20 protein-coding genes are annotated in these 26,287 nt (G+C 71.0%); 8 read left to right on the top strand and 12 right to left on the bottom strand.

Annotation, left to right across the window (positions count from 1 at the left end; translation table 11 throughout):
- Positions 1-36: 36 nt before the first annotated feature.
- Together EV562_RS05090 and EV562_RS05085 are read right to left on the bottom strand one after the other, a co-directional pair.
- Entirely contained in the window at positions 37-381 is a 345-nt protein-coding gene (locus EV562_RS05090) for a hypothetical protein (RefSeq protein WP_133885460.1), read from the bottom strand.
- A gap of 146 nt (positions 382-527) precedes the next feature.
- The gene (locus EV562_RS05085) at positions 528-2,879 is read right to left on the bottom strand and encodes an immune inhibitor A domain-containing protein (RefSeq protein ID WP_133885459.1); all 2,352 of its coding nucleotides are present in this window, start codon (positions 2,877-2,879) and stop codon (positions 528-530) included.
- Positions 2,880-3,307: 428 nt separating this feature from the next.
- Between EV562_RS05085 and EV562_RS05080 the strand changes: the two genes are divergently transcribed.
- Positions 3,308-3,607, top strand: coding sequence for a hypothetical protein (locus tag EV562_RS05080; protein ID WP_133885458.1), 300 nt, complete (start codon positions 3,308-3,310; stop codon positions 3,605-3,607).
- A gap of 51 nt (positions 3,608-3,658) precedes the next feature.
- On the opposite strand, the gene EV562_RS34995 is transcribed toward EV562_RS05080, so the two are convergent.
- Positions 3,659-4,393: an RDD family protein gene (locus EV562_RS34995; protein WP_166661597.1), complete on the bottom strand. Its 735-nt coding sequence runs from the start codon at positions 4,391-4,393 to the stop codon at positions 3,659-3,661.
- A 254-nt stretch (positions 4,394-4,647) separates the two neighbouring features.
- Positions 4,648-6,210 carry an RDD family protein gene (locus EV562_RS05065; protein WP_133885457.1) on the bottom strand — a complete coding sequence of 521 codons (1,563 nt, stop codon included), beginning with the start codon at positions 6,208-6,210 and terminating at the stop codon, positions 4,648-4,650.
- Between the two features lie 249 nt (positions 6,211-6,459).
- Between EV562_RS05065 and EV562_RS05060 the strand changes: the two genes are divergently transcribed.
- A complete protein-coding gene (locus tag EV562_RS05060; protein ID WP_133885456.1) occupies positions 6,460-6,906 on the top strand; it encodes an SsgA family sporulation/cell division regulator in 447 nt (148 codons plus the stop codon).
- A gap of 28 nt (positions 6,907-6,934) precedes the next feature.
- Here the strand turns inward: EV562_RS05060 and EV562_RS05055 are convergent, their stop codons facing one another.
- Entirely contained in the window at positions 6,935-8,371 is a 1,437-nt protein-coding gene (locus EV562_RS05055; protein WP_166661596.1) for an FAD-linked oxidase C-terminal domain-containing protein, read from the bottom strand.
- Between the two features lie 131 nt (positions 8,372-8,502).
- Here EV562_RS05055 and EV562_RS05050 point away from each other — a divergent pair, with 131 nt between their 5' ends.
- Positions 8,503-9,918, top strand: a complete 1,416-nt coding sequence (locus EV562_RS05050; RefSeq protein ID WP_166661650.1) for a tetratricopeptide repeat protein — start codon at positions 8,503-8,505, stop codon at positions 9,916-9,918.
- 19 nt (positions 9,919-9,937) lie between these two features.
- Here EV562_RS05050 and hppD read toward each other — a convergent pair whose 3' ends face one another.
- The gene (gene hppD, locus EV562_RS05045) at positions 9,938-11,083 is read right to left on the bottom strand and encodes a 4-hydroxyphenylpyruvate dioxygenase (RefSeq protein ID WP_133885454.1); all 1,146 of its coding nucleotides are present in this window, start codon (positions 11,081-11,083) and stop codon (positions 9,938-9,940) included.
- Positions 11,084-11,184: 101 nt separating this feature from the next.
- On the opposite strand from hppD, the gene EV562_RS05040 reads away from it, so the two are divergent.
- The 5 genes from EV562_RS05040 to EV562_RS05020 are packed head-to-tail and all read left to right on the top strand — an operon-like array spanning position 11,185 to position 15,491.
- Positions 11,185-11,700, top strand: coding sequence for an Lrp/AsnC family transcriptional regulator (locus tag EV562_RS05040; protein ID WP_166661595.1), 516 nt, complete (start codon positions 11,185-11,187; stop codon positions 11,698-11,700).
- Between the two features lie 30 nt (positions 11,701-11,730).
- Complete coding sequence (locus tag EV562_RS05035) at positions 11,731-12,378, top strand: ABC transporter permease (RefSeq protein WP_133885453.1); 648 nt, start codon at positions 11,731-11,733, stop codon at positions 12,376-12,378.
- Complete coding sequence (locus EV562_RS05030) at positions 12,371-13,645, top strand: betaine/proline/choline family ABC transporter ATP-binding protein (protein ID WP_133885452.1); 1,275 nt, start codon at positions 12,371-12,373, stop codon at positions 13,643-13,645. The genes EV562_RS05035 and EV562_RS05030 overlap by 8 nt, the downstream gene beginning before the upstream one ends.
- The gene (locus EV562_RS05025; RefSeq protein WP_133885451.1) at positions 13,642-14,526 is read left to right on the top strand and encodes an ABC transporter permease; all 885 of its coding nucleotides are present in this window, start codon (positions 13,642-13,644) and stop codon (positions 14,524-14,526) included. Before EV562_RS05030 ends, EV562_RS05025 begins: the two co-directional genes overlap by 4 nt.
- Positions 14,523-15,491, top strand: a complete 969-nt coding sequence (locus tag EV562_RS05020; RefSeq protein WP_133885450.1) for a glycine betaine ABC transporter substrate-binding protein — start codon at positions 14,523-14,525, stop codon at positions 15,489-15,491. Before EV562_RS05025 ends, EV562_RS05020 begins: the two co-directional genes overlap by 4 nt.
- Before the next feature lie 79 nt (positions 15,492-15,570).
- On the opposite strand, the gene EV562_RS05015 is transcribed toward EV562_RS05020, so the two are convergent.
- The 6 genes from EV562_RS05015 to EV562_RS04990 form a co-directional block, all read right to left on the bottom strand.
- The gene (locus EV562_RS05015) at positions 15,571-16,350 is read right to left on the bottom strand and encodes a S16 family serine protease (protein WP_133885449.1); all 780 of its coding nucleotides are present in this window, start codon (positions 16,348-16,350) and stop codon (positions 15,571-15,573) included.
- Between the two features lie 68 nt (positions 16,351-16,418).
- The gene (locus tag EV562_RS05010; protein WP_133885448.1) at positions 16,419-16,961 is read right to left on the bottom strand and encodes a barstar family protein; all 543 of its coding nucleotides are present in this window, start codon (positions 16,959-16,961) and stop codon (positions 16,419-16,421) included.
- Between the two features lie 8 nt (positions 16,962-16,969).
- Positions 16,970-21,535, bottom strand: a complete 4,566-nt coding sequence (locus EV562_RS05005) for an RHS repeat-associated core domain-containing protein (protein WP_133885447.1) — start codon at positions 21,533-21,535, stop codon at positions 16,970-16,972.
- A 215-nt stretch (positions 21,536-21,750) separates the two neighbouring features.
- Positions 21,751-22,410 (bottom strand): helix-turn-helix domain-containing protein, encoded by a 660-nt coding sequence (locus EV562_RS05000; RefSeq protein ID WP_133885446.1) that lies wholly within the window; start codon positions 22,408-22,410, stop codon positions 21,751-21,753.
- A gap of 296 nt (positions 22,411-22,706) precedes the next feature.
- Positions 22,707-24,503, bottom strand: coding sequence for a DEAD/DEAH box helicase (locus EV562_RS04995; RefSeq protein ID WP_133885445.1), 1,797 nt, complete (start codon positions 24,501-24,503; stop codon positions 22,707-22,709).
- A 154-nt stretch (positions 24,504-24,657) separates the two neighbouring features.
- Complete coding sequence (locus EV562_RS04990; RefSeq protein WP_133885444.1) at positions 24,658-26,121, bottom strand: MFS transporter; 1,464 nt, start codon at positions 26,119-26,121, stop codon at positions 24,658-24,660.
- Positions 26,122-26,287: the final 166 nt, after the last annotated feature.

Here is a 26,287-nt window from a genome sequence, read left to right as displayed (position 1 = left end):
CCCGGGCAGAGCACGGCTCCCGCCGGGCTGCTGGGGCTACGTCTGGGCGGTCGGGCGCCCGAGCAGGGCCCGGATCGGGTGCCACAGCTCCTGGACCAGGTCGGGGCCGCCCACGGTGCCCGCCACCGGTGCCGTACGCCATATCAGGCCGTCCGGGTGGTGCAGGACCGCGGTGATCTCGTCGGGGGTGGGCGGTGCCGCGTTGCCCCGCAGGTAGACGCTGCGCAGCCCCAGGTTGCGCAGCCTGGTCAGGGCGCGCGCCCGGTTGTGGGCGTGGACGAGGAAACGCACGCCCCCGGCCTCCGGGCCGGCGGGGCTGGGCAGGTTGAGTGCCACCACCACCGTGCCGTTCGGCAGCTTGCAGAAGCCTCCTGCGGCCATGCGGTCATACCCCCGAGTCAGCCTGGGTCGGTCCGGGCCGCGGGCCCGGTGTCAATAAGAGAACCACAGGACGCACCTAAACACGGATCGGCGGCGACCCGCCAGGGGGTCGCCGCCGATCATGCTCTGACCTGGGCAGATGCTATTTACCTGCCCGCGGGGCCAACCTCGAGCTCGATCGTCGAGCCGTTCTTGGCCTCCTTCAGAATCTGGATCTTCGTGTTGGTGTCAGTGATCTTGACACCGCCGGTCGGGTTCGCCGGGTCGTAGTAGTCGTTCTTGCGGTCGTTGAAGACCGAGACGCCCTTCGAGCCCGGGATGTACTTCGCGACGTCCGCCTTGTGCAGCGTCATGCCGTCCGTGCGGTAGAGGCTGAACGGCGAGTCGTACGCCTGCATGCGGTTGCGCATGACCGTGCCGTCCTTCCACTTCAGCGCGGTCGGGTGCGAGTCGACCGGCAGGACGAGACCGGTGCCCGGGTGGACGCTGGTGTTGTTGTCCGCCTGGGAGGTGTCCCACTTCCAGATCAGCAGGCCGTTCTGGTACGCGTAGTGCTCGACCCAGTCCGGGCGCTCGGAGAAGCCGAAGTTGTACGGGCCGGTCTCCAGGGTCTTGTCGTACGACACGTACTGCCGGTTCTCGGCGATGTAGTACTGCGCGTAGTCCTTGGTGAACGAGGCGCCCTGGCGGGTGAAGCCGACGGCCTTCCACGCGTCGTCGGCCGTCTCGGCGTTGTCGGCGAAGACGGTCGCACCGTCGGCCGTCACCGTGATCTCGTCGGCCGCGAAGCCCTTCTGGGCCACGCCGCCGTCGGTCTGGTAGCGGAAGCGCAGGTCGATCTTCTTGCCGGCGTAGGCGTCCAGCGGGTAGACGAGCTTGCCGTAGGCGTCGACGGTGGCGCTCAGGGCGGGCTTGTCGCTGCCGTCGCGCTCGATCGGGCGGCCGTCGAACGTGCCGTCCAGGGCGGTCCAGTTGGCGCCGCCGTCGGTGGACACCTCGGTGTAGAGGTAGTCGTAGTTGGCCTCGATGTCGTACCAGCCGTCCAGGGTGAGGGAGGCGGACGACTTGCCGGTGAGGTCGACGCTGCGGGTCAGCGTGTTCTTGAGGTCGTCACCGCTGCCGCTCCACCACTGGGTCTTGCCCTCGGCGGGAGCGACGATCTCCGTGGTGACCGCCTTCTTCGGCAGCTCGACGACCACACCCTGCTTGTGCTTGGTGTTGTACTCGGCCACGCCCAGCTTGTGCCAGGAGTTGACGCCCGCCTTGGCGGTGTCGTAGTTCAGCCAGCCCAGCTGGAGCTTGTCCCAGGCGTTCATGTCGCCGGGCAGGTCGCCGATCTCGTTGCGGCCGGTGCCCAGCCACGAACCGGACGACATCAGCGTCCAGAAACCGGTGGAGTTGTCGCCGCCGGCCGTGTCGTAGTGGTCCGGCAGACCGAGGTCGTGGCCGTACTCGTGGGCGTAGACGCCGAGTCCGCCGTTCTCCGGCTGGATGGTGTAGTCGCCGACCCAGACACCGGTGGAGCCGATCTGCGCGCCGCCGAGCTTGTTCTCCGACGGGCCGGTGGCGCCGGCGTCGGTGCCGAAGGCGTACCAGCGGTGCGCCCAGATCGCGTCGGTGCCCTGGACGCCGCCGCCCGCGGACTCGTCCTCACCGGCGTGCACGATCTGGAAGTGGTCGATGTAGCCGTCGGGCTCGTTGAAGTTGCCGTCGCCGTCGAAGTCGTAGCGGTCCCACTCGTCGAAGCGGGCCACGTCGGCCTTGATCTGGGCGTCGGTGCGGCCGGCCGCCTTCTGCTGCTCGACCCAGGCGTTCAGGCCGTCGCTGACGACGTTCCACACGCTCGGGCAGTTGGTGTCGCCGCAGGCGTTGTTGCCGTAGCGGGCCTCGTTGTAGGGGACCTTGACCCAGTCGGAGACCTCGCCGTCGACCGAGTAGCGGCCGGAGGACTGCTTCTCGTAGTAGGTCTTGACGGAGTCGACGCCCTTGCCGGAACCGAAGTACAGGTCCTGGTAGTGCTCCTGGCCGTAGTCCTCCTGCCAGGCCGTGGAGTTGTCCTTCTTCCGGTTCGGCTTGGCGATCTGGTTGTGCAGCGGGCCGGCGTCGCCGCCGTAGCGGCTGTCGACCTTGTCGCCGAACTCGACCAGGATGGTGAAGATCTTGTCGGTCTTCTCCCGGCCCAGCTCGACGTACTTGGCGTCGCCCTTCTTGCTCTTGAGCTGGACGACGTTGGAGCCGTCCTTCTTCTTCACCGAGTTCTCGCCGGATATGACCTGGTTGAGGGCTTCCTCGCGCTGGGCAGCCTGCGTCTCGCTCAGCGGGCCCTTGAGGTCGTGCGAGTCGGTGCCCTTCTCCGGGGCCGGGTCGTGGCGGTCCACGGCGTCGGGCCGGGCGGGCGAGTCCGCCTGCGCCACGCCGGCCGCCGACAGCGTGGCGGTGGCGGCGGCGAGTGCGACGGTGGTCGCTGCGGCTCTGAACGTCCAGGATCTACTGGTCACTTGAGTTCCTCCCCCGCGTGCACGCGCGCGGAAGGGGGGACAAGGACAGAGCAAGTCCGCGCACACGTGATCAACGCGTGTAGTCAAGTGACGACATTTGACTAGAGGTTCATCGGAAAAGACACCCCTTGACTTGAGCAGAACAATTGCACTATGCGGAGCCGCGGTTCGCTTTGCGGACACCGGATCGTGACCTTCGCCGGCTCCGGCGAGCCCCCGTCGGACCCGGCGGGCGCGCGGGACCGTCCACTTCCCGGACGTCATGAATCCGTGCGCCCCCCGTGCATCGGCCGTGCCGGTTAGGTCGTGCTTAGTACTGGTTCCGCTCGGGCACACAGCGGGTTAGAGTCGCTTGGCGGAACGCCCGGAGACCGGCGGAAAGCCAGGCCGACAGCCCGTCTCACCCCATGATGTCTTCCGAGGACACGATGGCCATGCCCCGTCCGACTGCCGCACAGTTCGCCTACGGTTCGTGCACCGTGATCTTCTCGACGCTCGCCATGCTGCTGCTGTCGCAGACGAGTTCGGGGCCCGGTATCGCCCTCATCGCCGTCGCGGGCCTCGCCCTGGGGCTGCTGGTCGCCATGACGGTCCCGCTGCCCGGGACGCGTGCGGTGACCGCCGTGCCGGCCCACCGGCTCGCCGCGGACCGGGAGCGGGTGCAGGTGTCCGCGGCGGCCCGGGTCTCCGCGGGCTCGGGCGAGGCGACGCGCGGCCGGGCCGCCTGAGGCCGGAGCCGCCGCCCTTGCCCGTACCGGTGGCGCCGGGACCGGTGGCCGTCAACGGGTGCTGACCACGACCGTCTTGGCCGCCTTGTCGTGCAGGCCCTGCTTGTAGGGCTTGTCGAAGAAGCTCCAGCCACCCGCGATGATCGTCCACACGCAGGCGCAGCAGAACGCGAACGGGATCCACAGCACCAGCGCCCGGATCAGCGACGTCTGCACCGAGGGCGTCGCCCCGTTGTCCAGGTTGGCCACCCGCATCCCGAGCCACTTCTTGCCGAGGGTCTGGCCGTTCCTCGTGGTCATGTAGGTGTCGTACGCGATGTAGAGCACGGCGGCGATCACGGACTGCCCGAAGGACTTGCCGACGGAGATGTCGTCGCCGTCCACCTGGTACTCCTGGACGTTGAACGCCCAGCTGAGCAGCCAGACCACGATGCCCACCAGGATCATGTCGATGATCCGCGCGAGGGTGCGCCGCCCGCTGTCGGCGAGCGGGGGCATCCCGGCCAGCGGGTCCGCGGGATAGCCGCCTCCGCCGTACGGGTCACCGCCGTACGGACCTCCGCCGCCCGGGGGCGGGCCGCCGCCGTACGGACCACCGCCGCCCGGAGGCGGGCCGCCGCCGTAAGGACCTCCGCCGTACGGGCCTCCGCCGCCGGGAGGCGGGGCACCGTGGGCGCCTCCGTCGCCGCCGGGGGGCGGGGGCGGGCTGTCGTAGGGGTTCTTCCTCAGCGGGTCGTCTTCCGGCGGCTGCTGCCCGCCGGAACCGGGGGGCGGTTCGCTGCTCATGCCCCGAGTGGACCTCGGGCTCTTTCGAGGCGCATCCGCCGAGGGCCGTCCGGTGGACGGGGGTGCGCCGTTCGGGGGTGGGGTGCGGGTTCAGCGGCGGGTGCGGGTGCGTCGTGGTTGCCCGCGCGGTTCCCCGCGCCCCTTGAGGCACGTCCACCGGACCGGCTTTTCAGGGGCGCGGGGAACCGCGCGATCAGCCCCCGCTCACCCGCACCCGAAGACGAGACCCGCGCTCCCCCGGCCCCACCGCCCCGCTAGCCCGCGACAAACGTGCCGGCGGCCTTGTCGTGCCAGCACTGGTGCCAGGGGCGGTCGAACAGGCACCAGACGACGCCGACCACACCGACCACGAGGAGGCCCGGGACGCTGTAGACCAGCCAGCGGCGCAGGGCCGCGCCGAAGGACGGGGGTTCGTGGGCCTCGATGTCCCGGACCTCCAGGCCGAGCAGCTTCTTGCCCAGGGTGCGGCCCCACTTGGCGGTGGGCAGCGCCTCGTAGACGACGCCGAAGAGCAGCAGGACGGCGAGGACGATGCCCAGGTACGTGGACGTCGTGCCGTCCAGGAGCCAGACCGTGACCGTCTCACCGGAGAGCCTGGCCTCGTCGATCTTGTCGTTGACGTGGTCGACCGCCTTGACGCCGAGGGGTACGGCGGCGACGGCGGTGACGCCCGCGAGGACGACCGTGTCGATCAGCCGGGCGGCCAGCCGCTTGCCGAGCCCGGCGGGCCGGGCGGCCGCCTGACGCCGGGCGGCGGCCTGGAACACGTCCTCGACCGGCGGCTTCCACGGCGCGACGGGCTGCTCGTCGCCCCCCGCCCCGGCCAGCCGGTGCACCTGCTGCGCCCAGGAGGTCTGACCGCCGCCGGGGCCGCCCGCCGCGACCGGCGCGGAGGGCGCGGCCTGCGCCTGCGGCTGGGGCTGGGGCTGGGACGCCTGGTGCGGAACCGCGGGGGCCGCGGGCGCCTGGGCGGCCGGGGTCTGTGCCGCGGCGGCCCGGGCGGCGGCCTCCTTCCCGGCTCCGAAGCCGGGGCCCGAACCGGAACCGGAAACGGAACCGGCACCAGGGGCGGGCTCCGCTCCACCGGGCCGCGGGCCCGTGCGCGGGGTGACCGCGCGGAAGGTCATGGTGCCCTCGTCCTGCCCGGGGCCCGGGCCGGAGGCAGGGGAACCGCCCTGCGCCGGCGCACCCTGGGAACCCACGGCGGGCCGCCGGAAGACGAAGGTGTTCCCGGCCTCACCCCCTGCCTCACCGGAGGCGGGGCCGGACGCCGCGGCGGAGGCAGAAGCGGAAGGGGAAGGGGAAGGGGAAGGGGAAGGGGAAGGGGACACGGAAGCGGAGGACGGAGCCGCATCGGACGCGGCGGCCGGAGCGGCCTGGGCGGCGTCGCCCCGCGCGCCCGCACCGCCCTCGGCGGACGGTGCCGCCTGCCGGGCGTGCGGGACCCTCGGGTCGGCGCCCCGCGCCGCACCCGGCCAGGCGACCGGCTGGTCCGGCCCGCCGGTGGAGCCGGACGCAGCGGAGCGGTCGGCGCCCCAGGCGGTGGCGGACTCCGGACGGCTGCCGTGCTGGGAGGCGGCGGAGGGCGGCGGGTCCTCGACCGGGTCCTCGTCGAAGAAGTGCGGTCCGGTCTCCTCGACGGAGGGCCGCGCGCCGGGCGGGGGCGCGAGCGGCTCTCCGTCCTTGGGGGCGGGCCGGCTCGTGCCCGCCACCCAGGAGGCGCCGTTCCAGTACCGGACGTATCCGGGGATGGACGGGTCCGGGTAATACCCCTCGCGGGGCCTGTCGTCGCCGGGGGCCGGGGTTGGGGCGCTCATGTCCGTCGTCCCGTATCTGCTCGGGGGTTGATAGAGGGGCTCCAACATCTATCAGACGGGCGCTTTCCGCACCGCCGGTCCCGCCGTACCCACTCCTTTCCGGGCAACCTCGTGCAGAGACCTTCACACCTGGGCCGGCACTCGCTCCCCCGGGGGCGTGAAAAAGTTCGGCGGACCCGCGTAATGCTCCCGCCCCGGGCCGCTCTCCCTCGTGCACGGACCGCGCGAGACACGGGAGAGGAACCCGCCATGCACACCGACCCCACCGGCCCCGGCCGTCCCACCGGCCCGACCGTCGTGCAACGCGAGCTGGAGCTGCGGCTCGTCCTGTCGCCCGAGCGCGGCGTCCCGGTGCCGGCCCGGCTCGGCTACCGCACCGACGACCCCTACGCCGTCCACATCACCTTCCACATCGACTCCGGCCATCCGGTGCACTGGACGTTCGCCCGCGATCTGCTGGTGGAGGGCGTCTTCCGGCCGTCCGGGCACGGGGACGTGCGGGTGTGGCCGTCGAAGGCGGCGGGCCGCAGCGTCGTCCTGATCGGGCTGAGCAGCCCGGACGGCGACGCCCTGCTGGAGGCGCCCGTCCCGCAGGTGTCGGCCTGGCTGGAGCGCACCCTGCGGACGGTGCCGCCGGGCACGGAGGGAGCGCGGCTCGGCATCGACGACGGGCTGGCCGAGCTGCTCGCCCGGTGAGGAACGGCGGGGCCCCTCCCTCACCTGCTCAGAAGAGCTTGCCCGGGTTGAGGAGGCCCAGCGGGTCGAAGGCCTGTTTGACGGCCCGCTGCATCTCCAGGCCCACCGGCCCGAGCTCCCGCGCCAGCCACTCCTTCTTCAGCACGCCCACCCCGTGCTCGCCGGTGATGGTGCCGTCGAGTTCCAGACCGAGGGCCATGATCTCGTCGAAGGACTCGCGGGCCCGCCGGGACTCGTCGGGGTCCGAGGCGTCGAAGCAGACGGTGGGGTGGGTGTTGCCGTCGCCCGCGTGGGCGCAGACGCCGATGGTGAGGCCGTGCTTCGCGGCGATCCGCTCGATGCCCGCCAGCATGTCGCCGAGCCGGGAGCGCGGCACGCACACGTCGTCGATCATCGTCGTGCCCTTGACGGCTTCGAGGGCGGTGAGCGCCAGGCGCCTGGCCTGGAGGAGGAGTTCGGACTCGGCCGCGTCCTCGGCCGGTACCACCTGGGTGGCGCCCGCGGCCTCGCACAGCGCGCCGACGGCGGCGAGGTCGGCGGCCGGGTCGGCGGTGTCGAAGGCGGCCAGCAGGAGGGCCTCGGTGGTCTCCGGCAGACCCATGCGGGCGAGGTCGTTGACCGCCTTGACGGTCGTACGGTCCATCAGTTCGAGGAGGGAGGGGACGTGCCCGCCCGCCATGATCCGGCAGACGGCGTCGCAGGCCGCGGACGCGGAGGCGAACTCGGCGGCCAGCACCAGCTGCGCGGGCGGCTTGGGCCGCAGCGCGAGGACCGCCCGTACGACGATGCCGAGGGAGCCCTCGGAGCCGACGAAGAGCCGGGTGAGGTCGTACCCGGCGACGCCCTTGGCGGTGCGGCGGCCGGTGGACATCAGGCGGCCGTCGGCGAGGACGACGTCGAGACCGAGGACGTACTCGGCGGTCACCCCGTACTTGACGCAGCACAGCCCGCCGGAGGCGGTGCCGATGTTGCCGCCGATGGTGCACATCTCCCAGCTGGAGGGGTCGGGCGGGTAATAGAGGCCGTGTTCGCCGACCGCGCGGGAGAGCGCGGCGTTGACGACGCCCGGTTCGACGACGGCGACGCGGTCGACCGGGTTGATCTCCAGGATGCGGTCCATCCCGGTCAGGGAGAGGACCACGCAGCCCTCGGTGGCGTTGGCCGCGCCGGACAGGCCGGTGCGGGCGCCCTGCGGGACGACCGGGACGCGCAGCTCGGTGGCGGTGCGCATGACGTGCTGGACCTCTTCCACGGTGCGCGGCAGGACCACGACGGCGGGGGCGCCCGCCGGGCAGAAGCTCGCCATGTCGTGGGCGTAGGAGGCCGTGACGTCGGGGTCGGTGAGGACGGACCCGGCGGAGAGACCGGCCAGCAGCCGGTCGACGAGGGTGCTCCGGCCGCCGGGGGTGCTGTCGACCGCGGCGGCCGCGTCGTCTTCGTCGCGAGGCGCTTCGATACGGCTCATGATCAAAGGCTCGCATCCGGGGCCATCGGTGTGAACCCCGTGGGCGGCACCCGTCACCCTGCCCGGTGGGATCGTCGTATTGACGCACAGTGAGCGCCATGGACGTGGACGCCAGGAACACCATGGACACCATGGACACCGCGCGCCGGAACACCGGGGGCGGACGGCTGCCGCGCCCGGGGCGCCGGGTGCTGATCGCCTCCGTGGCCGGGGCCGCCGTGCTCGGCGGGGCCCTGGTCCTCCTGGTGCCCTGGGGCGGGGCCGACGCTCCCCCGCCCGCGCCGGGGCCCGCGGCGGTGGCGCGGGGCGCGGTCACCGCGGGGGTGCCCGCCGCGCTGCCCGACCTGGCCGCGCTGATCGGCGACCGGGAGTCCCACCTGCGGGCGCATCCGCTGGACGGTGCGTCGTGGGCGGTGCTCGGCGCGGCCTACGTCGAGCAGGGCCGCAGGACCGCGGACGGCGCGAACTGGCCCAGGGCCGAGAAGGCGCTGCGCACCTCCCTGAAGACGGGCCCCGAGCGCAACCCGCAGGCCCTGGAGGGGCTCGCGGCGCTGGCGGTGGCGCGCCGGGACTTCCCGGCGGCGAAGAAGTGGGGCGAGAGCGCGGTGAAGGCGGCGCCGAAACGCTGGACGGCGCACGCGGTGCTGGTCGAGGCGTACACGGGGCTGGGCGACGGCAAGGGCGTGGGCCGGGCGCTGGACAAGGTGCTGGAGCTGCGTCCGGACGATCCGGCCGTGGGCGCGCTGGCCGCGGCCGTCTACCGGGACCGGGGGTGGCGGGAGGACGCGGCGGCCCGGATCTCGGACGCCGCGGCGGCGGCCGGGGCACCGGCCGAGCGGGCCGCGTACCTGGAGCAGGCCGGGCGGCTGGCGTTCGAGCGCGGGGACCGCGAGGAGGCGCTGCGGTTCTTCCAGGAGGCGCTGCGCACCGACCCGGACCAGCGGGCCGCGCAGGCCGGGCAGGGCCGGGCGCTGGCGGCGCTGGGCCGCACGACGGAGGCGCTGTCCGCGTACCAGGCGGCGCTGGCCAAGCAGCCGATCCCCGAGTACGCGCTGGAGCTGGGCGAGCTGTACGAGTCGCTGGGCCTCGGGCAGGCGGCGCGGGTGGAGTACGACCTGCTGCGGGAGCGGGCGCGGGGCGCCGAGGCGGCCGGGGCCGACGAGCAGCTGGTGCTGGGGCTGCTCGACGCGGACCACGGTGACCCGGCGGCGGCGGTGGAGCGGCTGCGGGTGGAGTGGGGGCGGCAGCCGGGGACCGCGGTCGCCGACGCGCTGGGCTGGGCGTTGCACCGCAGCGGCGCGGACGAGGAGGCGCTGGAGTTCGCGACGATCGCGACCGACGGCGACAAGGGCGGCGGGGTGCGCAGCGCGCCGTACGTGTTCCACCGGGGGGTGATCGAGAAGGAGCTGGGGCGGTCCGGGCCCGCGCGGCGGCATCTGCGGGAGGCGCTGACGATCAACCCGTACTTCTCGCCGCTCGGGGTGCCGGAGGCGAAGCGGGCGCTGACGGAGCTGGGCGAGCCCTCGGTGGAGGGCCCGCCCGACTAGCCCGGCCGGGTGGAGCGGGTCAGAGGTTGCCGCGCTTCTCCTGCTCGCGCTCGATCGCCTCGAACAGGGCCTTGAAGTTGCCCTTGCCGAAGCCCATCGAGCCGTGGCGTTCGATCATCTCGAAGAAGACGGTCGGCCGGTCCTGGACCGGCTTGGTGAAGATCTGCAGCAGGTAGCCGTCCTCGTCGCGGTCGACGAGGATCTTCAGCTCGCGCAGGACGTCGACCGGCACCCGGGTCTCGCCGGCCCACTCGCCGAGCGTGTCGTAGTACGAGTCGGGGGTGTCCAGGAACTCGACGCCGGCCGCCCTCATCGCGCGGACGGTCGACACGATGTCGTTGGTGTTCAGCGCGATGTGCTGGACGCCGGCGCCGCCGTAGAACTCCAGGTACTCGTCGATCTGGGACTTCTTCTTGGCGACGGCGGGCTCGTTGATCGGGAACTTGACCTTGAGGGTGCCGTCCGCGACCACCTTCGACATCAGCGCGCTGTACTCGGTGGCGATGTCGTCGCCCACGAACTCCTTCATGTTCGTGAAGCCCATGACCTTGTTGTAGAAGCCGACCCACTCGTTCATTCGGCCGAGTTCGACGTTGCCGACGCAGTGGTCCACGGCCTGGAAGACGCGCCGCTCGGGCGGCGCCACCATCGGCTTGGCGGCGACGTAGCCGGGCAGGTACGGGCCGTCGTAGCCGGTGCGCTCGACGAGGGTGTGCCGGGTCTCGCCGTAGGTGGCGATGGCGGCGAGGACGACGGTGCCGTGCTCGTCCTTGACCTCGTGCGGCTCGGCGAGCGAGCGGGCGCCGTGCTCGACGGCGTAGGCGTGGGCGGCGCGCGCGTCCGGGACCTCGATGGCGAGGTCGACGACGCCGTCGCCGTGCTCGGCCACGTGCTGGGCGAGGAAGGTGCCCCAGTCGGTCGAGGGCTTGATCACCGAGGTGAACACGAAGCGGGCGGAGCCGCTCTCCAGGACGTAGCTCGCGGTCTCCCGGCTGCCGTTCTCCGGTCCGGAGTACGCGACCAGCTTCATGCCGAAGGCGGTGGAGTAGTAGTGCGCGGCCTGCTTGGCGTTGCCCACGGCGAAGACGACCGCGTCCATTCCCTTGACCGGGAAGGGATCGGCCTGCCGGGCGGTGTCGGGAGTGTGGTGTGTGGTCTGCGTCATAGCCGCAGGTTCTCCCGCCTCCGCAAGGTGCGCAATAGTTTGCGTTTTCACTGGGCAACCTGACCAGTGGTACGGCGCCGGGGACGGGCGATCTGTACAGGATGACCAGCCGGGAGGGTGAGGGCATGGCGGGCACGGGCATCGACCGGCTGGACGGGCGGATCATCGGCCTGCTGGCGCGGGAGCCGCGGATCGGGGTGCTGGAGATGTCCCGGCGGCTGGGGGTGGCGCGCGGCACCGCGCAGGCGCGGCTGGACCGGCTTCAGTCGAACGGAGTCATCCGCGGCTTCGGTCCGGAAGTCGATCCGGCGGCGCTCGGCTACCCGGTGACCGCGTTCGCCACGCTGGAGATCCGGCAGGGCCAAGGGGCCGACGTACGGGCGCACTTGGCGAACGTGCCGGAGGTGCTCGAGCTGCACACCACGACCGGTACCGGGGACATGCTGTGCCGGCTGGTGGCCCGCTCCAACGCGGATCTCCAGCGGGTGATCGACCGGGTTGTCGGTTTTGATGGCATCGTCCGGGCCGCCACGGCGATCGTGATGGAGAACCCCGTTCCGCTGCGGATCATCCCGCTGGTGGAGCAGGCGGCCGAGGACAGCGTCGGACACGACTGAGGCCCGGACCGATCCCGGAGGTGAGCGGACGTGAACTTCTGGGACTTCCTGGGCAGCCGCCACCAGCAGTTGCTCGCCGACGCCTACCAGCACGCCAGCGCGGTCTTCCAGTGCATGGTCGTGGCGACCCTGCTCGGGGTGCTGATCGGCGTAGTCACCTACCGCAGCGACTGGGCGGGGAACGTGGCGACCCTGTCCACGTCGGCCATCCTCACCATCCCGTCGCTGGCCATGATCGGTCTGCTCATCCCGATCCTGGGGCTCGGCGTGCCGCCGACGGTGACCGCGCTGACCCTGTACGGGCTGCTGCCGATCGTGCGCAACTCCATCGTGGGCCTGCGCGGGGTCGACCCGGCGCTGGTGGACGCGGCCAAGGGCATCGGGATGTCGCGTCCGGCGCGGCTGCTGCGGGTGGAGCTGCCGCTGGCGTGGCCGCCGATCCTGACCGGCATCCGGGTCTCCACCCAGATGCTGATGGGCATCGCGGCGATCGCCGCCTACGCCTCCGGGCCCGGCCTCGGCAACGAGATCTTCCGCGGGATCGCCTCGCTGGGCAGCAAGAACGCGCTCAACCAGGTGCTCGCGGGCACGCTCGGGATCATCGTCCTGGCCCTGCTGTTCGACGCGGCGTACGTGCTGCTGGGACGGCTGACCATTCCGAGGGGGATCCGTGTCTGACGACCTCGTGTCCGAGAAGGCCGACGCCGGGGTGGGCAGCGCCACCGGGGCGACCATCGAGCTGGAGTGCCTCACCAAGCGCTATCCGGGCAATCCGCAGCCCGCCGTCGAGAACGTGTCGATGGAGATCAAGGCCGGGGAGACGGTCATCTTCGTGGGGCCCTCGGGCTGCGGGAAGTCCACCACCCTGAAGATGATCAACCGGCTGATCGAGCCCAGCGGCGGACGCATCCGCATCAACGGCGAGGACGTCACCGACATCGACCCGGTGAAGCTGCGCCGCAAGGTCGGCTACGCGATCCAGTCCTCCGGCCTCTTCCCGCACATGACCGTCGCCCAGAACATCGCGCTGGTGCCGAAGATGATCGGCTGGTCGAAGGCCCGCATCCGTTCCCGGGTGGAGGAGATGCTGGACCTGGTGGGCCTGGACGCCGGGGAGTTCCACGGCCGCTATCCGCGCCAGCTGTCCGGCGGCCAGCAGCAGCGGGTGGGCGTGGCGCGGGCGCTGGCGGCCGATCCGCCGGTGCTGCTGATGGACGAGCCGTTCGGCGCGGTCGACCCGATCACCCGGGACCACCTCCAGGACGAGCTGATCCGGCTCCAGCACGAGCTGCACAAGACGATCGTCTTCGTCACTCACGACTTCGACGAGGCGATCAAGCTGGGCGACCGGATCGCGGTGCTGCGCGAACGCTCCCACATCGCGCAGTTCGACACCCCGGAGGCGATCCTCACCAACCCGGCGGACGACTTCGTCTCGGGCTTCGTCGGGGCGGGCGCGGCCCTCAAGCGCCTGAACCTGACCCGGGTGCGGGACGTGGGCATCACGGACTACCCGACGGTGACCGTGGAGGACCCGCTCCAGCACATCTTCGCCCGGCTGCGCGAGTCGGGCACCAACGAGATCCTGCTCCTGGACCGGCGCGGGCGCCCCTACAAGTGGCTGCGGCGCGGCGACCTGATGCGGGCCAAGGGCTCGCTGGCGCGGGCCGGGACGCTGGTCCACGACACGGTGACCCGGGACGCGACGCTGCGGGACGCGCTGGAGGCGGTGCTGACCGACAACGCGGGGCGGGTGGCGGTCACCGGGCGGCGCGGGGCGTACGAGGGCGTCGTGGACATGGAGACGCTGATGAACTCCGTGCAGGAACTGCTGGAGGCCGACCGGCTCGACGCGCTGGAGCACCAGCACGACCTGGAGGAGACCCGGGCCACCCAGACGCACAGCGAGCAGGAGGGCTTCGGCGAGGTCGGGGGCCGCGCGTGAGCGGCTCCTCCCGCCCCTCCCCCGGCCGCCGCCCCGAGGGCGGGCACGAGGCCGAGGGGCTCGCCACCCGGGACGCCAGGGACGACCGTGACGAGCGGGACGAGGAGGGGTCCGGCGCTCCCCCGCCGTCGGCGGCTGCGGCCTCCCGGGTCGGCTGGCGCAAGCTCACCTTCCTGCCCGTGGTCCTGATCGCCGTGCTGCTGGCGACCTGGCTGTGGTTCCGGCAGGCCGACCTGGACGCGCTCAGCCGCAACGCCCTCGGCAACGGCCAGGTCACCAAGGCCCTGTGGCAGCACGTGCAGCTGACGGTGATCTCCACCTTCTTCGTACTGATCATCGCGATCCCGCTGGGCATCCTGCTGACCCGCGGGGCGTTCCGGAAGGCGACGCCGTTCGCGATGGCGTTCGCCAACATGGGCCAGGCGACCCCGGCGATCGGTCTGCTGGCGCTGCTGGTGATCTGGCTGGGCATCGGCCGCAGGGCCGCCCTGATCGGCATCATCATCTACGCCGTCCTGCCGGTCCTGTCCAACACCATCGCCGGTCTGAAGGCGAACGACCCGACCCTGCTGGAGGCGGCCCGCGGCATCGGCATGTCCCCGCTGGGCGTCCTCACCCGGGTGGAGCTGCCGCTGGCCGTCCCGCTGATCCTGGCCGGGGTGCGCACGGCGCTCGTCCTGAACGTCGGCACGGCGACGCTGGCGACCTTCGGCGGCGGTGGCGGGCTGGGCGTGCTGATCACCACCGGGATCACCAGCCAGCGGATGCCGGTGCTGGTCCTTGGCTCGATCCTGACGGTCGCCCTGGCCCTGCTGGTGGACTGGCTGGCGTCGCTGGCCGAACTGCTGCTGCGACCGCGGGGGCTGGAGGTGGGCACATGAGACGGCGCGTCTGCTGGGCACTGGCCGCGGCGCTCCTCGCGGCTCCCGCCGGGTGCGGTCTGACCAGCGGCTCCCCGATGGTCGACGACGTGGAGCCGGGCACCATCGGTGAGGGCAAGCCGCTGGAGGGCGCCGATCTGACGGTCACCTCGAAGGAGTTCACCGAGCAGCTGGTCCTCGGCGCGATCATGGGCATCGCCTTCGAGGCGGCCGGCGCCGAGGTGCTCGACCGCACCGGCATCCAGGGTTCGGTCGGCACCCGCGCGGCGGTGGAGAACGGCGACGCCGACGCCACGTACGAGTACACGGGCACCGCGTGGATCACGTACCTGGGCAACAGCAAGCCGATCCCCGACCCCGAGCAGCAGTGGGAGGCGGTGAAGGAGGCCGACGCGAAGAAGGGGCTGACGTGGCTGCCGCCGGCCCGCCTGAACAACACGTACGCGCTGGCGATGAACCAGGCGAACTACAAGAAGTACCGGACGAAGACCCTCTCGGAGGTCACCGCCCTGTCGAAGTCGGACCCGGGCGCGGTGACGCTGTGCGTGGAGGGCGAGTTCGCCAACCGCGCGGACGGCCTGCCCGGGCTGGAGAAGGCGTACGGGATGTCGCTGCCCGCCGGGAACATCACGCAGATGGACACCGGCATCATCTACACCCAGACCGCGAAGGGCGCTTGCACCTACGGCGAGGTGTACACCACCGACGGGCGGATCAAGTCCATGAACCTGGTGGTGATGGAGGACGACAAGAAGTTCTTCCCGAACTACAACGCGGCGCCCATGGTCCGCACGGCCACCCTGAAGAAGTGGCCGGCGATCGCCTCCGTCCTCGACCCGGTCACCAAGGCGCTGACCAACGACGTGGCCCGGACGCTGAACGCGAAGGTCGACGTGGACGGCGAGGACCCGCACCAGGTGGCGCTGGACTGGATGAAGGACGAGGGCTTCGTGACGGAGGGGTAGCCCGGCCGGCTCGGTCGGGCCGGCGGCTCGGTCGGCTCGGTCGGCCCCCGGTGAGCCGGTGCGGGCCTGCCGAGCCCGGTCAGCAGGCGGGCACGTCGCCCTTGCCGCTCTCCAGTGCCTTCAGCGCGTCGATCGCGCCCTTGAGCGTCGTCACCGGGACCAGCCGCAGCCCCTCGGGCAGTTCGGACCGCGCGTCCGAGCACTCCGCCTTCGGCACCAGGAAGACGGTGGCCCCGTCCCGCCGGGCGGCCTGCGTCTTGAGCGGCACCCCGCCGACGGCGCCGACCTTGCCGTCGCCGGTGATGGTCCCCGTCCCGGCGACGACCTTGCCGCCGGTGAGGTCGCCGGGGCCGAGCTTGTCGACGATGCCGAGGGAGAACAGCAGCCCGGCGCTGGGGCCGCCGACGTCCTCCAGCCGGAGCTTGACGTCGACGTCGCCCTTGTCCATCCGCAGATAGCCGAGCGCGGCGGTGGTGGCCGAGTCCTGCGACTCCTTCATCTGCTCCTGGTTGTACCGCTCGATCTCGCTCACGTCGTCGCCGCTCGGGTAGACGGCGTCGCGCGGCATCACGGCCCGGTCGGTGTCGAACCAGCTGCCGAGCACGTCCCCGAGGTGAACGCTCGCGTCCGGCCCGGTCGCCTCGATCGTCGTCATCCGCAGCTGCCCGCTGGTCCCGTGCGTCGGTGCCCCGCTGATCGTGATCACCTCGGCCCCCTGGTTCTCGCCCAGCACGTCGGCCGTCAGCCCGGGCTGCGCCACGGAGAACGGCAACGGCGCGAACACGGCGGTCGCGAGCAACGCCACGACGGGCACACCGCAGACGGCGAGGACCTGGGGACGCGTGAGACGAGAGAGCACGGGGTCAATCTAACGTGGGTCCGCCGCTCCAGCCGCGGGCAGGGACGTCGACCCGGCGGGTGCGCTCCTCAACGCCATTCTTCAGGATCGAGGGAAGCCCCCACGAATCCGTCCGTTTGGGAAACGATCAGGTCCGGCTGCTCCACCAGACGCCGCACCTTACCGGGATCGAATTCACGAAATTCGAAAACGAAATGCTCGGATACGGCGGGACGGTCCAGCGGACACCCGTCGAGGTCGACCGATGAATTCGCCCGGTCCGCACCCTGGCAGAGGACGGACACGAAGAGAGGGAAGTGTTCTGCCGCCAAGAGCCGATCGGCGTCCTGGATCACGACTGCCACACCGACGCCGCCGGTAACCTCCCCGCACAAGTCGTCCAGACAGTCCACCAAAGCGTCCCAGTTGTACCCGTAATAACCGGGGAAACGAAGTGCCTCCGCAAAGGACTGATGGATTGCCCGCTCGTCCAGGAGATCCCGGGCGTCGAAGTAGTAGCAGCGACCGCCGCTTCTCTTCAGCTGGGAAAGCTGCTCTTGAACGACGACTGACCCGTGGGGAGCGAAAACAACCCAGGGCTCCGAGGTGCTCGTGATGTCAAAGGAAGCCATGTGTCGCATCACCCTGTGAACTCACCGACGTAGTAGAAGGTCCCGTAGTGGTCTGGCGTGTAGTAGGCGGGCCCAGGCCCGTCCTTCGGGGTCAACAGCCGCTCAGGGCCTCTGATTTCCTTTCCACAGCCCGGCGCACTGCACTGTGGAAGGTCGACCTTGGCGTTGACATCCCACTCCTTGTACTTCCCGCCAGGCAGGGCGGACTTGTTGTTACCCCAGTTCGCGTTGCCATGGTAGCCGTCGACCTTTCCGATGCCTTCGGGTCTCGCGTTGACCTTGTTCAGCATGTCCGCCGCGTGCTGAGGCGCTGGGCCGGGCAGAAGACCGAGACCGTCGGGGCTGCCGGTGTCGCCGCCGTGCTGATGGCACAACGGCGCGAGTCCGAGCGGGTCGGACCAGCTGTGCGGGTTGTGCACATAGGTCATCGGGTTGGGCGCCGGCAGAAGACCGAGCGGGTCAGGGCTGGTGTAGCGACCGTTCTCGGGGTCGTAGTGACGGTGATGGTTGTAGTGCAGGCCGGTCTCGGCATCGTGATACTGACCAGGGAAACGCAGGGGGGTGTACGCGGTCGCGTCGCGGTTCCATGCCGTCGCACCCCAGAGGGTCGACCGCGTGTACCACGCGATCTCTCCGTCCGGTGAGATCAGCTCCGTCGGAGTGCCGACCAGGTCGGTGACGATGGCGAAGAAACGCTCATCGACGCTTTCCTGAGGTGCGGCAGCAGTCCAGAGTCGCTCCGACTGGCTCACAGGAGAGAGCCCATCGTGGTTCCAGGTGAGCGTCGCCCTTCTGCCCGTAAAGCCTTGCTCGGTGGTCTGTTCACAGAGAGTGTTGCCGTCCCAGGTGAAAAGCGTCCGTTCGACGACAGTGCCTCCGTCGGCACCCATACGGAGTTTGGCGGTGCGTCTGCCCAGGGGGTCGTAGGTGTAGCGCCAGCGGGTGCCGTCCGGTGTGACTACTGCTGTAAGGCGGTCCTCGGCATCCCATTCGTACCGCCAGAGATCGGGCTTACGGGAGATGCGTGTCTTGCGGCGCACGATGACACGCCCCAGGGCGTCGTACTCGTAATGAACCCCTCCGGCCCGGGCCAACCTGGTGCCGGTGTACGTACGCGGCCCGACCGCCTCCTGACCAGGATCCCTCACCGGCCATTCGGCCTCGGTCTGGTTGCCCACTGAGTCGTAGGCATAGCGCTCGCTCCAGCCGGTCGCATGAACGGCCGTGACTCGGCCATGGAGGTCCAGGTCGAAGCTTCGGCTGCCTCCGCGGGCATCCTGTACAGCCGTGAGATAGCCGTCTGACCGGTAGGTGTACAAGCGCTCCGCCACGAGGCGGTCGCCCGGAGCCCTGCATCCCAGCGTGATCAACCGGTCAAGGCTGTCGTAGCCGCGGGTGAGCGCGAGAGCACCGTTGACCCGGCGGACGACTTCTCGGTTCACCGCGTCATGGGAAAAGTCAATGGTCTGCCCAGCCGTCGTCAACTGGACGGGACGGCCTGCGACGTCGTACTCCCATCCGCTGCGGACGCCGGTGGGGGTGACGCGCAGAGTTCGATTGCCGGCGGCGTCGTAGGTGAAACTGGTGGTTCGGCCGTCGACAGTTTCCCTGACCCGCCGTCCCATGGCGTCGTGCTCGACGTGCAGACTGCTGCTCGCGTTAACGGCGCTGGCCAGCGAGCCGTTCGACGTGTACGTGTAGGCGGTGGTCACGCCCTGCACGTGCTTGGCACTGATCTGCCCGAGGGCGTCCCGGTCGTAGCGGGTGCTCTGGCCGAGGGCGTTGGTCCGGCCGGTGAGACGGCCCGCCACGTCGTACGTGTAGTAAGTGACTCGGCCGTCGAAATCAGTCTCCGTGAGGAGACGTCCGGCGGCGTCGTAGGTGTAACCCCACGTGAGTCCCTGCGGATTGGTAACTCGCGTCAGACGGAGCTGGGCGTCGTGCGTGAAGGCGTAACGCTCGCCTCCCGGGCCGGTGCGTGCGCTGAGCCGGTCGAAGTGGGTGTACTCGAACGTACTCACTTGGCCGATGGCGTCGATGTGCCTGACGCAGTTGCCTTCGCCGTCGTACTCCCAGTGTTCCCGCGTCCCGTCCGGATAGGTCCGCCGGGCGAGTTGCCCTTCAACGGTCCACACCAGATGCGTCTCACGGCCCAGCGCGTCGATCACCGCGGTGGTCCGGCCGAAGGGGCTGTACACGTACCGAGTCGTGTGGCCGAGGCTGTCCGTCACCGACAACGGCAGGCCGGCCGCGTTGTTCTCGAAGCGGAGTTCCCGACCCGACGAGTCCCGCGTTTCGACGATGGCTCCGTCCCGCCGACGTACGAAGTGGGCCGTTGTGCCGAGCGGGTCAGTGACGGCTGTGACGTTTCCTCGGTCGTCATGGGTGTAGTGCCAAGAGGAACCGTCCGGCAGGGTGATCTCGGTGGGAGAGCCGCCGTCGTCATAGGTGATGTGAACGATGGACCCGTCCGGTCGCGTCACCGCGATCGGCTGGCCCGATTCACTGTTCACGAAGGTCGTGGTGCAGCCGAGTTGGTCCGTGGTGGAGGTGACGTGCTGGTGCGGGTCATAGCCCGTGGTGACCGTGCCGCCCATCGGGTCGACCTCAGCCACCACCAGGCAGCTGTCATTCACGACGAAGCGGGACACAGACCCGTCGGCGGTGCTGAGAGTGGTCACACGACAGTCGGGCCAGGCAGGGTCCACACCTCCGTAGTCGAGTCTGATCGTGATGTGCCCGGCCTCACCGCCCTCCATGACGCAACGATCCCGGTCGTCGTACTCATACAGATAAGTGCGGTCGTTGGTGTCGGTCCAAGAAGTGACGCGCGCTCGCTCGTCATAGGTGAATCGGAGGGGCAGCCCGGAGGAGTTGGTGACCGCGGCAAGGTTGCCATCGTCGTAGTCATAGCGCTTCACGACGATGTCCGTGCCATCCGCCGCCGCAAGGCTGAGGGCCGTGACACGCCCTTCTTCGGTGGTGAGCTTGAGGTGATATCCACCGGAGTGGCGTATCGCGAGAGGCGTACCGTATTCGTCGTGGTCAAAGCTGATCGAGTGCTGGTTGCGGTCGACGATCCGGGCGACGAGCGCAATGCCGTTGCCGGTCGGACGTGCGAAGTAAGAGGTGCGACCCGTGAGCGGGTCGTCGACGCAATAGCCCCCGTCGTCCATGCGGGTCAACGGTCGGCGGGGCCCCGCGTCGGGCATCACGGCCACGTCCGGCCCCGGCGGGTGGGGGTAGGTGAGGAGCAGACCATCCTCGGTGACCAGGATGACGCCCTCTTCGTCGACTTCCAGGCGCTGGTCGACAGTAGACGCCCAGGTCGGCCCGAACCACCATCCGCATCGGTAGTCGGAAGCAACCCGACGGGTGAAGGCGACGGGCAGCAGTCCCGGTAGCTCCACATCTGTCTGCGGCAGGTACATGGCCCCGCTGGCCATGTCGACGGGGTCACTGCCCTTCGAACGCACCAGGTTCTTGGCGCGGTTGTAAGCGCCTTTGGCGCCGTCGGCGACCATATTGCGGGCGTTCTTGCCCAGACCGCGCATGGCCAGCCCCGTACCTTTGAGGCCGCCCTTGATCCCCTTCATGGCAGCCATGCCGCCCTTGAGTCCCTTGGCGAGTCCGCCGAGGGTGGTCAGGCCCTTCATGCCGGGTATGCAGTCCAGGGCCGCCAGCCCCACGTCCCACAGGGATGCCTGGCCCTTGCTGTATTTGTAGAGCGTGTCCGCGAGGACGACGAGGGCCGCGACCAGGACGATCGCACCGAGGATGGGGCCGCCGATGACCATCGCGATGATGCCGACGACCGCGACGACGACCTTGCAGACCGCGACGATGGTGTCCCAGTTGTCGGAGAACCAGTCGCCGACGTCCTCCCACCACGACCGGTTCTGGATACCCGCGTCGGACGCCTCGTCGATCTTGTTCTTCGCCTCACGCGCCGCGTCGTCGCGCATCTTGCGCGCGTCCTCGGCCATCTTCTTCGCCGCGTCCAGCGCGCCCTGCGCGGAGTCCACGGCCGACCGCGCGTTGGTCTGCGCGGTCCTGGCGTGCTGGGCGTCACGGGTGGCGGCGCGGACCTTCGCCTCGTCCGGCTCGTCAGCGTCCGACTTGCTGCCCGTCGGATCGTCCTTGTACTTGTCGGCCTCCTTCGACGCCCGCGTCACCCACGAGTCCGCCGACGACAGCTTCGACCGCGCCGAGGCCAGGTCGGCACGGGCCTCCCGCGCCTTGATCAGCGCCTTGTCCGCCAAGGCCTGCGCCCGCTCCAGCTTCGGCCAGAAATCCGCGAGCGCGTCACCGCACATCCCGTACGACTTCTCCAGCTTCTTCAAGTTCTTCGGAACACCCGAGAACTCCTCCTTGAAGACCGCCGCCGACTTCCCCGCCCACTCGGCCAGAGTGGACTCCCCCGCCATCCCCTTCACCAGACGCAACGCCTCCGACACGTCGTCGGCGAAATCGTGCAACGTCTTCGCGAGCGTGCGCACCCGCTGCGGATCCCCCGGCGTCGGGTCCTTGTCCAGGTCCAGGACATGCCAGTCACTCGGCCTGTGGCCCACCATCCCCGCAACCCCCGTCAACTCACGTGCCGCACCAGCAACCACCCGTACGCACACGTGAACCTACTGCGAGCAAGTATGCGAACGTAAGCCGACTCATCGAGTGCATCGACCTTGGGAACACAACGGGTTCGGGTCATGGACCGGCCGGGCTAGCCGCTCGAGTGGCTTGTCGGTCCGTACGGTGCGCCTCTGGCAGAAGCGCACCCCACAGCAGGTCACCGCAGCGCTTCCGCCACCTCTCGGGCCGCGTGCATCACGCGCTCGCCGACCCGTTCCGGGACGACGTCGGCCAGCATGACCACGCCGACGCTGCCCTCGACGCCCGTGACGCCGAGCAGGGGCGCCGCCGCGCCGCAGGCCCCCGCTTCCAGTTCGCCGTGGGTGAGGGTGTAGCCGGGGCCGTCCACGGCCTCACCGGCCGGCTGCGGGGGCCGGCGGGCGGCGAGGATGGCCTTGCCGGCGGCGCCCCGCTCCAGGGGGTGGCGGAAGCCCGCGCGGTAGGCGACGTGGTAGTCGGTCCAGGTCGGTTCGACGACGGCGACGGCGAGGGCCTCGGCGCCGTCCACCAGCGTGAGGTGGGCCGTCGCCCCTATGTCCTCCGCCAAGGCACGCAGGGCCGGCATCGCCGCCTCGCGGACCAGGGGGTGCACCTGGCGGCCCAGGCCGAGCACACCGAGGCCGACGCGGGCGCGGCCGCCCAGGTCTCGGCGGACGAGCGCGTGCTGTTCCAGGGTGGCCAGCAACCGGTACACGACGGTCCGGTTGACGCCCAGCTTGTGGGACAGCTCGGTGACGGTCAGCCCGTGGTCCGTATCGGCCAGCAGTTTGAGGACCCGCAGTCCCCGGTCGAGCGTCTGAGAGGTCTCCGCGGTCACGACGCCCACTCCTTCGTGGTGAGGTCGGCGGCCCTCCTCGCGGGGATGCGTCACCGAGTCCCGTCAGTGACGCGCTTCAGAGGCCGCCGATCGGCTGACGGCCCGGCGTTGTCGCGGGCCCAGTCGCTTCACGGCTGCGCTCCGCGGCGGCGCTGCCACGGGGCGTATGCGTAGCGGGACAGTAACGACCAGGTCCGCTCAGCGGAAGGCTCCGTCCAGAATCCGGGCGCCAACCGTTACGGACGGCCTGAATTTGTCCCCATACGTGCGGCACCCGCCCGCGCGCGGCGGCGGCGTCACTTCATGCGGGTCGCCCACTCCTGCACCTTGGCGATGCGCTGGCGCAGCTGGCCGCCGGTCGCCTCGGCGCTGGGCGGGCCGCCGCACACGCGGCGCAGCTCGGTGTGGATCACGCCGTGCGGCTTGCCGCTCTGGTGGACGTAGGCGCCGACCATGGTGTTGAGCTGCTTGCGCAGCTCCATCAGCTCCTTGTGGGAGACGACCGGGCGGCGGTCGGCGGGCAGTTCGAGCAGGTCGGCCTCTTCGTCGGGCTTCCTGCGGCTGTGCGCGATCTGCCGGGCCTGCCGCTTCTGGAGCAGCAACTGCACCTGGTCGGGCTCCAGCAGGCCGGGGATGCCGAGGTAGTCCTGCTCCTCCTCGCTGCCCGGGTGGGCCTGCATGCCGAACTCGGCGCCGTTGTACATCACCCGGTCGAAGGTGGCCTCGGACTCCAGGGCCTCGAAGGCGAACTGCTCCTGCTCGCCGGTGTCCTCGTCCTGCTCCCGGTTCGCCTCGTCCATCTCCTTCTCGGACTCGGCGTAGGGGTCCTCCTCGCCCTCCTTCTTGGGCTTGTCGAGGACGTGGTCGCGCTCGCGCTCCATCTCGTTGGCGAAGGTGAGCAGGTCGGGCACGGTCGGCAGGAAGACGGAGGCGGTCTCGCCGCGCCGGCGGGAACGCACGAAGCGGCCCACGGCCTGGGCGAAGAAGAGGGGGGTGGAGATCGTCGTCGCGTAGACGCCGACCGCGAGGCGGGGGACGTCGACGCCCTCGGACACCATACGGACGGCGACCATCCAGCGGTCGGTGCTCTGGCTGAACGTGTCGATGTTCTTCGAGGCGCCCGCGTCGTCGGACAGGACGACGGTGGCCTTGTCGCCGGTGATCTCGCGGATCAGCTTGGAGTAGGCGCGGGCGGAGTCCTGGTCGGCGGCGATGACGAGGGCGCCGGCGTCCGGGATGGCCTTCCTGACCTCGGTCAGCCGCTGGTCGGCGGCGCGCAGTACGGCCGGCATCCACTCGCCGCGCGGGTCGAGCGCGGTGCGCCAGGCCTGGCTGACGGCGTCCTTGGTCATCGGTTCGCCGAGCCGGGCGGCGATCTCGTCGCCGGCCTTGGTGCGCCAGCGCATGTTGCCGCTGTAGCTCATGAAGATGACGGGGCGCACGACGCCGTCGGAGAGCGCCGAGCCGTAGCCGTAGGTGTAGTCGGCGGCGGAGCGGCGGATGCCGTCGTTGCCCTCCTCGTACGCCACGAAGGGGATCGGGTTGGTGTCGGAGCGGAAGGGCGTGCCGGTGAGCGCGAGACGGCGGGTGGCGGGCTCGAACGCCTCCAGGCAGGCCTCGCCCCAGGACTTGGAGTCGCCGGCGTGGTGGATCTCGTCGAGGATGACCAGGGTCTTGCGCTGCTCGACGCGGTTGCGGTGCAGCATGGGGCGTACGCCGACGCCCGCGTACGTGATGGCGATGCCCTGGTACTCGCGGCTGAGCGGGCCCGCGCTGTACTCCGGGTCCAGCTTGATCCCTATCCGCGCCGCGGCCTCGGCCCACTGCTTCTTCAGGTGCTCGGTCGGCGCGACGACGGTCACCTGCTGCACGACGTGGTGGTGCAGCAGCCAGGACGCCAGCGTCAGCGCGAAGGTCGTCTTCCCGGCGCCGGGGGTGGCGACGGCCAGGAAGTCCCGGGGCTGGTCCTGGAGGTACTTCTCCATCGCCCCCTGCTGCCAGGCCCGCAGCTTGCCGGCGGTGCCCCAGGGGGCACGGCCGGGGAAGGCCGGGGACAGGTGGTGCGAGGTGCTGGAGCTGGCGGTGGTAGTCACGGTCTCCGAAGGGGGTAGAGCGGCTCGGCCACGTATGACAACCGGGCCACCCTACCGGCGGGCCGCCGTGATCAACGCGCGCCCGGGGGCGGGTCACCCCCGGGTGGGACGGACGTCACAGCCGCCCCGCGCGTCGCACGCCTGTTCCTCCCGCTCACCGCTCCCGCACCCGGGTCGCCACCCACGCCCCCACCAGCGCCACCGCCGCCATGGGCAGGAACACCGCCGCGAAGGCCGCGGGGTGGGAGCCGGTGGCCTCGGTGGCCGCGTGGCTGACCGTGCCGCCGCCCAGGGCCGCGAAGGCGGCGCCGCCGGCCGCCAGCAGGACGACGTTGGAGAGGCCGTCGGAGATCTGGAGGGCGGCGGAGTTGGCGCCGGCCTCCTCGGGGGCGGAGAGCTTGAGCAGGAGCACGCTGGTGGAGGAGATCACCAGACCCATGCCGAAGCAGCCGAAGCCCCAGGCGACGGCCACCGTCCAGGCCGGTACGCCGTCGATCAGCACGCTGGGGGCCGTGGCGACGGCCGCCGCGACCAGCACCATGCCGAGGGTCATCAGACGCTCCCGGTGCGGTTCCAGGCGCGAGCGGGACTGGAGCCAGGACCCCGCGGCCCAAGTCGCGCCGCCCGCCGCCAGGGACAGTCCGGCGAGGGTCGGGCTGAGCCCGCGCTGGGTGACCAGCATCAGCGGGACGAAGGACTCGGCGGCGATGAAGGACCCCGCGGCGACCCCGCGCAGCAGGACCACGGAGGGCAGCCCGCGCACCGCCCGGTAGGTGCCGCGCGGCAGCAGCCCGAGGACGGCGGGGACGAGCAGCGCCGCGCCCACCGCTCCCGGCAGCAGCGACACCCACCGCAGGTCCTGGGCGGCGTACTGGAGCAGGCCGGCGCCCAGCGAGATGCCCAGGGCGAGGCGGATGCGGCGGCGGTCGAAGGAGGCGGGCGCGTCCCCTCCCGCCACCGGGCCGGACGCGCGGCTGCGTATCTGGGGCAGCGCCAGGGCCAGCGGGACGACGACGAGCACGGGGATCCCGATGAACACCCAGCGCCAGCCGAGGTGCTCGGTCACCGCGCCGGAGGCCAGCGGCCCCACGACCGAGGGGACCACCCAGCCCGCCGCGAACGCCGCCATGATCGCGGGCCGCAGCCGCTCCGGGTAGGCCCGCCCCACCACGACGTACAGCGCGACGATCACCAGTCCGCCGCCGAGTCCCTGCACGGCCCGCCCGAGGATGAACAGCCACATCGCACCCGCGGTCCCGGACAGCACGAGCCCGGCCGCGAAGGCGGCGATGCCGGTCGTCAGCGGGGCCAGCGGCCCGCGCCGGTCCGACCACTGGCCGGAGAGCACCATCCCGAACAGGCTGGTGGTGAAATACCCCGAGAACGCGAACGCGTACAGCGACACCCCGTCCAGCTCCCGCGCCGCCACCGGCATCGCCGTGCCGACCGCCGTCGCCTCGAAGGCGATCAGCACGATGACGGAGACGATGCCGACGCTCAGCGCCCGGTAGGCGCGGCTCAGCACGGTCTCGCCGGGGCCGGGGTCGGGGCCGGGGTCGGCGACGGCGGGCTCGGCGGCGAGGGCGACCTCGGTGTCGCGGGGTTCGGGGTTGGCCATGGTCGCCAGAGTAAGGTCCACTGCCCGCTTTGACCCCTGTCGGGAGAAGGTGCGGGACCGGGACCTTGGTCGTACGACCGGGGTCGCTTCATGAACGGGGTGTGGCAGTCGTGTTGCGGCCCGCCCGGATCCCTTGAGCCCCTCCCCCGCCCCGGCCTACCGTCGA

The organism is Streptomyces sp. BK208 (assembly GCF_004364245.1).
Taxonomy (GTDB): Bacteria; Actinomycetota; Actinomycetes; order Streptomycetales; family Streptomycetaceae; genus Streptomyces.
Note: the sequence above shows the minus strand (reverse complement) of the source record. Positions and strands in the feature narration are given on the sequence as shown.